Origin of the sequence: Pseudoalteromonas luteoviolacea DSM 6061 (genome assembly GCF_001625655.1) — a bacterium.
GTDB lineage: Bacteria > Pseudomonadota > Gammaproteobacteria > Enterobacterales > Alteromonadaceae > Pseudoalteromonas > Pseudoalteromonas luteoviolacea.
The window spans coordinates 42964-56783 of sequence record NZ_AUYB01000124.1 but is presented as its reverse complement, the minus strand read 5'-3'; the positions used below and the strand labels follow the sequence as shown (position 1 = coordinate 56783).

Annotated in this window: 3 protein-coding genes; all 3 read right to left on the bottom strand. The window is 40.3% G+C overall.

Annotated features, from left to right (window positions below; translation table 11 throughout):
* Positions 1-666: 666 nt before the first annotated feature.
* Genes N475_RS17960 through N475_RS17950 form a run of 3 tightly spaced genes read right to left on the bottom strand, consistent with a single transcriptional unit; the run spans position 667 to position 13523 of the window.
* Complete coding sequence (locus N475_RS17960; RefSeq protein ID WP_063357546.1) at positions 667-1077, bottom strand: hypothetical protein; 411 nt, start codon at positions 1075-1077, stop codon at positions 667-669.
* A gap of 2 nt (positions 1078-1079) precedes the next feature.
* A complete protein-coding gene (locus N475_RS17955; RefSeq protein ID WP_063365733.1) occupies positions 1080-12041 on the bottom strand; it encodes an RHS repeat-associated core domain-containing protein in 10962 nt (3653 codons plus the stop codon).
* Positions 12042-13523 carry a hypothetical protein gene (locus tag N475_RS17950; RefSeq protein WP_063365732.1) on the bottom strand — a complete coding sequence of 494 codons (1482 nt, stop codon included), beginning with the start codon at positions 13521-13523 and terminating at the stop codon, positions 12042-12044.
* Positions 13524-13820: the final 297 nt, after the last annotated feature.

The following is a 13820-nucleotide window of genomic DNA, read 5'->3' as shown; positions in this document are numbered from 1 at the left end:
TGATTTAGTTGCGCAGAACACGCTCTAAGTGCAAGGCATACATGAACTGCTGTACATTGAGCTTTATAACCTTGCACTTTTAATTTAAAAAATGGATGCCACGATTTAACCTTTTTCAACATTTCTTTTCAAAATTCTATATCTGTACTTTAATGACAACATGGCTCTGGCATCGAGGTAGATTACGTACGAAGCGGATTTGTATCTACTCATACTTCTTACTCCTTTATTGTTGCTGGTAACAATAAAATTGGAGTATCTAACGTGGTTTTTTATAGGCACAGCCTTGAGAGAATTTTGGCCACCTAGAATAGAAAATGATTTTTGACTGAACAAACACTCAGATAGAAGTCAAGATAGCTCTTTTCGATTATATTGATAGCAGCAATTCACCTGAGCAAAAAGAATTACTGATCATCTAAATAAATTCTGAAAATCAAGTAGACGAACAACCCGATAGCCTCAGATAAAGTTATTAAATTAACGTTACCAACCTAAGCAATGGGTAACTTTTGTTTTGTTAAAAAAAGGCGCTCACTGAACGCCTATTTTGAATGGGTCTCACCCTAACTTGTTAACCTTCAATCCATAAAACTCATCTAAGGGGAGACGGCGTACCCGCTGTACGCCAGTTTAAGATGATTGTTTTCGTAATTTTTTTGTCTCTTAAGATTCGCCAATCGAAATCTGTCGCCATACGCTATCAGACTTTTTAAAAATAACGATTCCATTATCTTTCAACAAAACTGTGACTGTATTTTCAGTCGCAAAGAAATAAACCAATTCTTTTTCTATAAGAATCAAAGAATATACTGCAGAAACCAATTCATCATTCATTTTATCTTTCAAAAGTGAAATATCATAGGAGCCTTTTTTAATGATTTTCACTAGCTCAGGTACACCTTTGCCAGAGTTATGTACATCAACAGTGAAAACATTCCCTCCTATACAATTTTCATAAATAACTGTCTTACCATACTCTTCGGTCACCTTACATTCATTCAGAACATTGAGGCCACTAGCGTATACATTTCCACCAACAAAAAAAATACACACTACATATATAAATAATTTCACTTTTAAAACCCTCTATATTTACCGAGTAATAAGTATCTTTCATCGTCAAACATCATATCAAAAGCCTCTGTGTTCATATAAAAGTTATTCCTAACATTCTGCACATCCCACATCGTATTTATGTTCAGATAACTACTATAGCCACCAGCTAATTTGCCAATAGTAAAACTCGAAGTAGCGGATGAGACAACGTCAGCTACCAATGCTCTCTGGGAAGAATCACTGGTAGGATCTGCTGCCTTTAATATTTGAGGGATTGCATCACTTGCGATAAGTTTTGTTAAATCAGTTACCAATGCACGTTGTAGCAGTCTAGCATGACTTTTCTGCCTTAAAATACGGTCGAACTGAGATCTACTGATACCACCTTTAGTTAACATATTTTTTGCAGTTGCAATTGTAATACGACCTTCTTCAGTCTTATAATTGGCCTCTGATATCTTATCTCTTAAATTACCAAAGTTCTTTTCAATTGCGTCTGCTTCATTTCGAGACTCCCCATTAAACGCCTGTGTAAACGCAGCCGTAATAGCTCCATTTGCAAACTTGCCCCCTGTTATCATTGACGTGGTACCACCAATAACCGCCGCACCAATAATACGATGCACCTTAAACTTGGCAAGCATCTCGATATTACCAGTTTTAATGGCCGAGTTGGCACTTTGAGCACCACCAATATTATTGAGCATTGGTTTGAATGTTGATGCGACGCCTGCAGCTATAAATCCATGCCCAAACTTTCCACCTTGGAGCTCAGATGCAACACCACCTACAAGAGCATTGGCTGCAATGTTTTCTATGCTACCAGGTTGGCCCCATGTTTTGCTGGCACCTATTTTCTGAAGCGCAGCGGATTGTGCGTAAGAAATCGCTCCAGCTTTTATACCTGCATTTAAGCTACCTGTAGCTGCAAAAGTTGTTGCCGCATTAAATACCGCATGACAGGCCCCAGATTGACAACCAGGTATAAATATCATTACGACTTGAATGACAGAGTTCAAAACTGGATTAGCAGCTATTTGCTGCATCAAGTCCCAGGTACCCGTCGCTTTCATAGCCCCTTTAAGCATCTTTTTAAACAAGTAGCCACTTGGATCTGTAAACGAAAGAGGGTTGTTCAAAACGTAACTATAAGCATTGTAGTTTTGCAGGTTCTGCGGCGCCTGAATAAACGGATCAGCCTGCATAAAGCGTCCCGTATCAGCGTCATAGATTCGACCATTCATATGAATAACTCGATTATCTCCGTCCAACGAAACAGGTTCATGCCCCGTATAACTTCTTAGGTTCGGTGCTATTTCATTAAATAACGAGATGCTTAAATGTGCAGCATAATATTGCTCATCTGCCTTATTTTTCGCAACCTTAGAGCGTTTACCAAAAACATCGTATTGATAACGAGCAAGCAGATTATAATTACTGTCTGCAACGGCAGTGATTGACCCTTGATGATCTGTAAACATCCACTGTAGTGAACTGCCACCTTCTACATAGTAAATTTGTACCGCCTCATTACCGATATACCGCCTGATAAACTTCTCTTCAATCGATCCGACGTTACGCTTGGTAAGCTCTAGCGCACCTACATAATAAACCGTTTGATTATCATCAACACGTTTGTAGCGACGGTTATTCACATCGTAATCAAAGCTAATTTCATCCTTGATACCCTTGATACTTTTAACCTTGTTGCGACCACTGTATGTTTGCGAACGATAGGCTTTATTGTCTCGCTTCATCCATAGTTCGTTACCATTGTTGTCATAATCAAAAGTTTCTTCGATATGCCCCAAAATTTGAGGATCTATCGCAGCGTGAGATGCAGGAGTTAACTCAGGTGCAGTATTATTACCTGCCGCAGTTAATCCATTAAATGGCTCTATGTTTGTATTGAAGTCTCGAATATTGCGCGTACGCTTTTCTAGTCGGTGACTATCACATTGGTTTGCCCCATAATGATATGTCCACTTACCTTTTTTCTTGAGACTTCCATTATCACAGTACTCAAAGTCAGTTACGCCATTAACGGCCGATACACGGTTTAATCCATCATACCCAAACTTTTGCTCTCCCGACCCGTTTAAAAGACTTCGATAAGTTAAGTTGCCCAAACTGTCAAAACGATAGCGATCACCCTGAAGATAAAGCGCCTTGTCTCGATATTTAGCGTCGATGCCAGCAATCATCCCTTGGCTATCGTACATCAAGCTCATCTTAACAAGACCCTTGTCATAACTCGTGACTTGTCCACGTTTGTTAACAGCAGCTGTATCCACGTTGTAATATCGAATACCGTTCTCTGTGTCCCTAGCTTCTTGCAGGCCTATGACCATACCGAATTTGTGGTATATCTTCTTAATACCACGGACATCGTAGAAATACCCATCCTGATTACGTCGATAATCTTCGAATTGATAAGCATCCCTACCATATTGGTCATAGAACTTTTGTTGAATAACACACAAGCTAGAGACTGGGTCTAACAACTTATCATCAGAAATATTTAAGTCGCTGTTACTCGAATTGAACACCACTCCTGAGTAACATTGATTACTTTCAAGATCAGTCAGAGTACTCGCCAAACGTCCTCGTTTGTCATAGAAATAATGTTGAAGCCAATTTCCTTGCTTGGCATACTGCAGCTGGTGAGTTGGTTGTGTGGCAGCTTCGTCATACTCAATATAACTCCACTCACTATCTCCCTCTAGCACCACTTTATTATCAGATGATGTTTGTGATTGAGAAATTTTTCTGCCGATTAAGTCATATTTAATCGTTGAGGTAACGCCCCGAGCGTCGGTTTGCTCTCTAACTTGACCAAACGCATTGAATTTATAGCTCCACTCTCCATTATTGAGGGTCTTACGGGACAACAACCGACCATCGGCTTCATATGTATTTTGAAGAACAATTTGATTATCAGCCGAAGAGTGAACTGTCGTGTTATTTCCCCAAATATCGTATTCGTAAGTCAACACATTACCGGCATTGTCCGTCACTTTATAGTTTCGGCCCAATAGGTCCGTCTCTACTGACTGTGTCTGTGAATTGCCTCCAGGCAACCCTTTGTCACGGTTAGCTGTACCTTCAATTTGCAAGCCAGTGCTTTCCATAGTCACCGTGCTTACCAGCCCTTGTTGTTTGTGAGTCGTGATCGTGCCAGCGTTAGGATCCGTTACGGAAACCACCCTGTCGAATGCGTCATAGACTGTAGTAACGGCTTCTTGTCCTGGTCCTTTATGAGAAATCGCTCGCCCAAAACGGTCATGCTCGACCTCAGTTTTGAACCAGAAATGATCGTGCATACCGCGTTTATGTGACTCATAAACTCGACCACCTTTGTCCATGTAACTTTTTTCAACTATGTAACCATTTAAAAGCGTATTTTGCTGAACGGCACACTGCGTATCATTCGCATCACAGTCTGTTAGGTAAGTATAGCTTTGTGCACCATCTGTGGAGAACGAGCCAATCTTTGCTCCAAAAGTGTCATATAGCATGTGGATCTGAAGATCATCAATATGCTCAACAATCAAAGGCTGACCAAAATCATTCCAGCTTTTTACAACGCTAGGAGTGAAGTAGTTATTACTAGAGGACTTTAAATGCAACTGTTCGTCATACACATGTGTTGTTAAACGAGTTTGCTGCTGCTCACTACTGCAACCTGTGTTAGTTAGAGCCACCGTTTCTATGTTGCCAACCTCGTCATATGTGTATGACGTAGTGAGCTCTTTATCACATCCTGCGCCTTCGTTTACCACTTCGTCTTTTAGTAAAAACTTTTCAATACCGGAGTCGTAGTAAGTAAACTTATTAGTCTTAGTTACACTGTCTTTGTTGAGTTCGGTTTGAGTTACCGTGGTACTCGTAAGTCGGCCCAACCTTACATAAGGTTTTGCGTATGCATATTCCTTATTGCATGCCTCGCCATAGCAATTGGTCGTATTCGTAGATGCCAGTTCAGTTCCATCTGACAAATACCCATAGTAAGCAAACTCTTCAACATTATGAAACAATACATCGTATTGTGTCACATCCATTGTAAATACATTGCCCCACACATCTTCGTCAATTGTGGTGTTTGTACAAGAGTAGCCACTCACTGAATAAGATGCGACTGCATCAACGCTGTCGATTCTCGCTGAGCAATCCCGGCTTTTTTCAGTAAAGATATAATAGCTGTTACTATGTTTACCTTCAGCCCTAGCATATTTATTGACGGCTAATGATATTAGTCTTTCGCCAATCGACTTATGTGTCGCAGCTGGTAGGCCTGTATATGGAAATGCTTGGCGATAACGCGTAGTAGTAATAAAGTGCTTCTGATCTTTTTCAGTAGTTGTCCTTATAGCAGCAAAGCCTAATGTGCCGCGTCCACCAAACTGTGCTTTAGCACCGTAATAGCGATAACTTACTGTAAGCGGTTTGTCTTCACCCTGTGCAGAACTTACTGAGGTGTCGGTTTCAACAGAGGCAACCAACGGCATGGCGCTAACCAAATTACTAACTTTAAAGCCCTGCGCATCAAATTGCTTGCTATCTTCTGTAGTATCTCTCAGCTCACTTGGTAAATCTTCCAAGGACTTAGAATATATTGCGTCTTTCCCTAACGTATTCATCGCACGATACTCAATGCGCGTCTCATTGCCATAACCTTGCTTAATAGAGCGTAATAAGCCAGCATGGGCTGGTTGATTACTTCCAAAGCGTGCAACTAAGCGATCACCATCTTTTTGAACAAGGTCAACAAAGCCGTTGTTGTCAAAGTCAGCTGGGAAAACGAGCGACTTCGCATCCCTATCTAGATTAAATGTTCTTACTCTTTCAGCTTGTAAACGCAGTGAGCCTTTATCCGTATCCCATTGGAACTTATTCCAATAGTCGGTCGCGCCCTTTTGCTTAAAGTAGACTTCGTTAATACCATTTTTGTCTACATCTAAAACAAATGGAGTTGCATTTTCGTCTAATGACGCATCTTGCAAATTTAAAGAGGTATCTTCTGTGTCATTTAGCTCGAACACTGTAGCTTGATACTGAGGTACAATATTGTAAGCATAAATGCTAGATGTTCTTGAAGTGAGTACTTTCCAAGCCTTTGTGCCATTGGATGCAGAGTCCAGCAAAATAAAGTCAACTAAGCCATCACTATTTATGTCGGTGATTGTTAAGTGTTCAAGTTTGCCATTCTCAGAACCATATATTGGATGTGATTGAAATGATGTATTGCTACCCTGATTAATAAAGGCAAAAAGTCTGCCTGGATTTGGCTCATCGCAACTTCCCGACCAACATGATAATGAAATGATATCAGCTAGACCATCAAAGTTTATGTCTGTTGCTCGCCAGTCAGAAACCGTACCAATCTCTCCATATGAAAAATCAACTTTGCTTTCATTACTATAAGAAGTACCATTCCAATAACTTATATAAACAGTCGCATCATCAAACTGTTTTTTATAGGCGATATCAAGATAGCCATCCCCATCAAAGTCTGCACTTTTGATTTCACGCATAAAGTTACCTCTAAGATTACTAATCTCAGGGTATCCAAATGTCAATTTTTCACCATCGAAACCAAACGCCAGCCAGTAAAAACCACTATAACTCTCTTCAAAGTAGGACTTTTTATTAATCCAAAGAGTTTGAGAACCATCTCCCTCGGGATCAATGGCCATCATGCTTACGCTATCAGAATCATCTTCTCGACTTAAGGTCCAGCAATCCAAAGCTGACTGATTATCGTTTGGTTGGCTTGGCCAAAGGCACAGTTCGTACTTTTTATCCTGCCCGTGCAAACGCTCAAGCGTAGCCAATTCTGCAAAGCCGTCACCTTGTGTATCGATAAACGTAAACGCAGCTAGTTTATTTTTATCTTTAGCAACAAAGAGTTCAGTGTTTTTTTCAAAGTAATGTGGTGTTGCAAAATCTGCATAGTCGAAAACTATAGGCTTTTTACAAATACCGCCGCGACATTGCTGGAATTTATCCAGTCTTCGCAGACCGTTTCCACTAGGTTCACTCGTATTAGCAGCAATTTTGTAGTGGCTCAGCTCTACCGGGGAAGCGCCCACCTTTTGTACTGTTATTTTGTCAAGTCTGGCACGTTGCGACAAAGTACCATGATTGATATAGGTAAGGTTTCGTGTTTTCCCTGCACTATAATCGAACTTTACACGATACGTACTGTAATCGATTTTCTCTAGGACCAATTCACCGTCACCTAAAGCATCGCCATTAGATGCTTTTGTTGTATAACTATAAGTCACTGCGGATTCATCCGATTGAGTACTATCGTATTCCTTATGAAGAAGCCAAGTTAGTGTGGGGTTATAGTCTCCTCCTCCAACTTTGACTATTCGTGAACTGTGTCCACCATAGATTTTTTTAGAACCATCTTTACCAAACACAACAAATTGACGTGCACCCAATACGGTTACGTCTTTTACAATTACTTGAGCATCGTGCTCCAGTACATAAGTAGCATTCCCACTGCCTTGATAGGGTAATACAGGCGATACATATGGGTTTTCAACCTTAATTAACCTCTGACCATCTAAGCAGTATTTATCGCTGTCATTAAACCCTACCGACCTAGAGTACCCATCTGTGGCCAATGTAGCTCGGCATCGCGTGATTGCGGACCCTACGTTAAGTGACCAACCAACAGCAATACTTGAGTCTCCCGCTTGAGAGTTATAAGACATAGAAACTGAAGGAGTAACACCTGCGATGCCTGACGGCAATTGAATAGGTATTGAGTATGTGGCACTCCCTGCTTCGCTGACTCTAAAACTACCTAGCGTTGGCGTCATTTCAGCATTTTTCATCAGCTCAACTTGAGATGTATCTTTGGTCGCTGGCTTTGTTGATAACACAACGTTAATTGCTGACTCAGAACTGCTGTCTTCAACAGTGATAGATTCATTGCTCGATGCGGATACACTGCAAGATTCATACTTTTTGTTCTCAATTAGCGTTTCTAGGCACGATTTAGCGTAAAAAACATGATCAGCATTGGTGACAACTTTAGACCACACTGTCTCATAAGGCACAGCGCTACCTGATGCATCTAATCTCGTTTCTACTTCAGGTGATGAGTTAACGATGTGAAAAACTTTATAATAGTCAATATTATCCAGACTAGACAAAGCAAAAGTTAGGTTACCACCTTCACGCTTTTGTAAAGTCATCTGTGGTGCGCGAAGGCCATCTCTAGGGTCGTTAACATTAAGCCCCAAAGCGAGTTCAATGATATTTAGAATACCATCATTATCAGTGTCTCTACTGTAATTACATTGACTTCCAAAACAGTAGCCAAAGTATATGTCCATCAACTCATTAACGGTATCTTGATAATAAGTATAAGTTGGTTGTTGCAATAGAATAACTAACTCTGCACGACGTAATTTGCCACTTTCTAATTCCGCAGCCCACTGTGAAGCTGTTTTACCTAAAAGCGTTGTACTAGTCGACACCTCAGAGTTAAGCAAACGACTCATTAATGCATTTGCGAACGCTAAATTATCAGGTCCTCTAAGCGCCAAGGCTTGCTGATCTGTGCCCACGGGCGCATTCAATATCGCATTTACAACTTCTTCTAAAGAATGACCATGCATATGAGCAAATGATAGCGCGGCGATTTCTCGCTTGCTCGGCAGGCGATTATGAATTACAGCCAAAAGATGGCTAATAATATTGCCTTCTAAATAATCTACTGGAGGTTGCCACCCTGGGTTTTCAAGGTTTTGATAGTCGTCGAGTCGAGTCCAACTAACCGCTTTTTTATCAACTAAGTTACGGTCAATATGGTTAATTTCACCATCTTGTGTTGTCACAGATACAAGACCATCTGCGCCCACGCCAGTTAAAGAAACTACACCACCTGAAGGAGCAAATGAATAGTGCCAATTGATCTGACCGCTGTCTGGTAACAATGAATATAGCTTTTGATCCATTGAGCCTACATAGATGTTGCCGTACATATCAGTTTGCACGCCAGCTGTATTTGCACCGCCTGTTGTTTGTTTCCAAATATAGCTAAATCGATTATCACTAATTGAGCTTGGGTTATGAGTTATTTTGTACACACTGTGGTTTTGTGCACCAAAATACACGTGTTCTACACCACCTTGGTTTAATACCAATGGTTTGCCTACAATACGATCATCGCTATTTGCATTGGCATCATCAGTTTTGAATATCCAACCGCTATTTTGTGTACCATGTTTATAGATATGAAGGCCGGTAATTGTCTCTGAAGAGGCCCCTACTTGATAAAATGGCGCAGCCCCCTTATCTGAACCAGGTTGAGAAGCTCCAACATAAACATATCCACTACTACTCACGGTAAAGTTATTTTCGGTCATATCAAGCACCTCATCTGGGGCCTGATCATCAACACGCACTTTGTAGGTAGACAAGCCATCAACACAAAGAACCTTACCTATGATATTGATATCATTGTCATCTACAGGGCAGCTTACTTGGTTGCGATATTCAACAATTAAACCTTTATTCTCATACCCTTTATAAAGCCTCTCTGTTAGGTTGGCTGTTAAAACTCCCCCTGATTGATTAACCGTAATATCACTTTGTTCAATTTCATAAGTTTCGGAAGTATTCTCAATTTGAGCGATCAGACGACCACCAGACAAAGCAAAGCCTGCGCCGCCTAAAATCAGCTTTTTGCTGTCTTCACTTACTGATGCACTGGCGGCCATAGGAGCAATATGCTCCACTACAAATGGAGAAGATTGCTTACATTCATTAAAACGATTACACGCTTCTAAAATATAAGTATATGTTCCCATTGGTGTGTCCGTGATAGGGAATGCTGTATCTTGAATGTTTGAGTAAATGGCATTTGCAGCTTGTGAAGTTGCCGCTATATGCCCATTCCAACGCTTTAAATTATAGTATTTTGTTAGACCTTTATCTTGGCTGGACTGCCAGCGCATAGTGTAGTCACCACCAAATTGACTATGCGACATATTGAATAATGGTCTTTGGGGCGTATCGTTGTGATCTATCGTCTTTGACGCGCACCCTTTAATTTTGCTCGTGGAAAAACCGTTTGGCCCATCTGCAATACCCACAACACACACTGAAAGAGTACTGCCATTATCGTCAACAGATGTACCCGGTACTCCCCACGGCAGACCTCTTGTTGTTGTCGCATAAGTTGATTTCACTCCTGCTTTGTTTACTTCAATGCTAAAGCGGGACGCATTACCATATTTACTGACGTCAATTTCATACCTATTCAAACTAGAGTTTAAATTCAAAGATACAACTGGGGTTGGGGGAACAGGAGGCTTAGCAAGCGCAATCGTTGTTTGAATCGTGTCAGATTGCTGCACTGCATTTTGGTCATCAATAACCTGAACATAAAAGTGGATAGGTGAACCAAACACAGCATCCGAATCTGGTTTCCATTTCAAAGTAAAACGACAGCGACCATCAATACAGGCCTCATCTATACTTACTGGCCCTCCCGCTAATTCAGGCACATTAGGAGTAATTGCATGGGCAGCATTGCCGTTGGGAACAATTCTGAATCCTTTTACTTTTCTACCTGAGGAGTAAACCTTATTGGCGACAATTGTCCATGAGATTTCTGGCGGATTGTTTTTGTCATTTACAATGTATTGGCGAGCAACCGAGTTTTGGTCAACATAAATACCGAAGTCTGACAACACATGTATTGTTTGCGGTGGAGCAAAACCTTTCAATCCGAGTTTGTCTTCAACACGACTGTAAATAGTGTATGCCCCAGCGCTTGTCAATTTACGAGATTTTGAACAAGGGCTCGAACTACAACTCACCCATTCGCCAGCACTGCACGCTTTATTTGGATCGACGTTGTTTGTACCTTTAGCACCACAGATTTGAATACGGGCTATATTTCCATTACTATCAGTGGCTGTAGTCGATACAGAAACATCGCTGCTTGTTGTGAAAAAGCGAGACTCTTTGTTACCTGATTTTATCGACAAGTTATTAATCTTTGGCGCATTATTGATACCGACCCATTGCTCGTTAGACGTTACCCAGAGGCCAGAATCTTTAACCCTTGCTTTAAAACCCGCTGCTTTAGACAAATTGCCAGAATTAACCTTACAACTGACTCTTTTCTTCTTACCGCTATTTCCGATACATTGAGGTGTTTTAGAAACCCATTTTCCATCAGCTCCAAGAAACTCTACCTGAGAAATATGATGCGCTGGGTTTACATTCTTATCACTTGCAGTAATGGTTATATCTGTCGATGTACCGTTGTTAACAAGGTTACTATTTGCAGAGATTGAGACAGATGGACTCACATTGCGACCTCTACTTGACCAATTATAAGTTACCGGGTAACTATTTTGCGCCCCATTGTAGGCAATAGCGCTTATCGCATGTGTAGTAAAGCCTTCAGCATTTATCTTGCCTTCACAGGTACTGGCATGACATGTTTTAAGAGCGCGCCAATCTTTTTCTTCATACCTTTTTGTTGTAAGAATAATTCTATCTGCATGGGCAGCACTAAAAGTAATGGATATATTCTCGTCTTTATTTACCCAGTACTTATGTGACTGCTTGATTACTTCCAACTTTGGAACTTTGCGCTTAAGTACAGTAATTTTTTTAGTACATTCATCTATAAAGTGTGCCTTATTCCCAAATTTTTTATCTATTTCAATTTTTAGATCGAAGGAACCAGCAGTAGGGAATGTATGAGTATAAAAATTATTAACTGTTGCGACACCGGCTTTTGGGTAAATAAGCTCGTTGTCTAGATACATTTTTGAGGGACCCATATTCCAATAGTTATGTACCGGCTGAGTCACCCTAAATGTAATGGCTTCATTTGCATATGCCTGTACAGGATCACTATTACAAGGGGTCGCAGAAGCTCTTACGCCAACGGCTGTAAAAGAGATGCATAGCAATGCTATAAACTTTAAGAGCTTACTCATTTATAACTCCTTCTCCCAAATCACAGGCAGAGGAGCCCCTTCTTGTCCCGTCATTGATTGATTATCATCAGACACACTAAAACTGACACTTCGCATCAACGAGCTAGCTGCTTTTGAAAAAGAGCTCGGCGTATCACTCGTGCTCGGCACACTTACACCCATTATTTTTTGTTCACCTTTGATTACAAATTGATTTTGTTCATTAGCGTTGTCAGCTAAGTACACCTCAGGAGTTGCCAAGATCCCTTGCCCGAGCCCTTGTGTATTTATCGTACGAGAGTCAATTTGATTATTGATGTCTAACGGATCTAATATTGAAACTTTGCCATCTCGGCTAAAGACATACAGGCCATTTTGCGCAGAAGTCGCAGGGCTATTACTAAAAATATGAAACGCATTTCTCAAGCTAGGTTGTGCAGAGTGAACTAAAACTGGTCCTGCAACCACATTCGCTTCAAATTGATTGCAAACCGCTTTTGGAGATTGAACGTACGCTGCGATATCTACCGAACAAACTTGCCCTGAGTACTCTTTCTCATGCTTAACTCCATTGATAGTTTTCCTTGGGGTAAAACTCGCTGTGTAATACAGATTGTCATTCTGAATAACAGGCTTATTTGCTATCAACCCATCCGTATTTAAAACCCAAGTAGGCTCAGTTTGATAATTATTTAATGTCGATTTATCAAAGCGATATAACTTAAAATCCTGAGTAGCAAAGTAAACGCTACTGTCAGTGTAAAGAACGCTTCTTTCTACAATTGAGTAGTTTTTTTCATAGAATGGTTGTAAATACTGGGTATGTTTTGTTCCTTTCTGACGAGTCAAATCGACAAAATTGCCTGCGATATTGACTGTTCTTGAAACTCTTTGACCACCAAACCCCACTGCTGTTAGGGTAACTGATTTATGCTGCCCAGGGTAAATGTTTATATTTTTCGTACCTGATCTTGGTGATAATCCATTGGTAGTAAAGAGTACTCTTCCGTTTTCTTTTTCAGTCACCGAGACGTAAGTAGCTCCTGAAGCATTCCAAGCAATTTGCGCTACCTGTGGAGAAACTAACTTACCTGTAAAAGCATTTAATTCAAGGCGAGTTGGTACCTGTGTTTGGCTATATTTAAACCCTGAACAACCGTATTTATGACATGACCGTACTTGAATTGCTCCGCTCAAGCTCCCCTTCGGTTTGAGTATATAGTTTGTGGCATTAACTTTGATCGTATCTGTTAATAATTGCCCAGATGCACTTTTATATTGATATACAATTTCATAATACTGGGCTTGGTCGGCTGGAGACCATGCCAGATTATATCCTCCATCAATGCTTGTTTGCCAGAATTGAGAGGGTTGCTCTGGTTTCAATTCAATGGGAATAAAAATGGTTATGTCAGATACTACGATGGGTGCATATGCCTGCTCAAACTCGGCAATTACACTTGTAGACATCAGCGCTAAACCAATTGTCCAAGTTTTGTTCAACTTCCGTCCTTATTCTTTCATGGATAAAAAACGGGGAATATTATTTTATTCCTCTACCCCATTCAATATTGCTTTAAATAAAACAATTAATCACCACAGGTAGAAAACAAGGGGTTCACAAAAGAATAAAAATCAAATAAAAGTTCAAACAATAAAAACAAAAATTAAATAAAAATCAGACTTAATAAATTCTAATAAATAATCACCCCTCCCTCTCAGAATAACAAAAAGATCTCACTTCAATTACAATAACAAACATTAATTAAACAAAAACCAAAACAAAAACCACTAAACTTA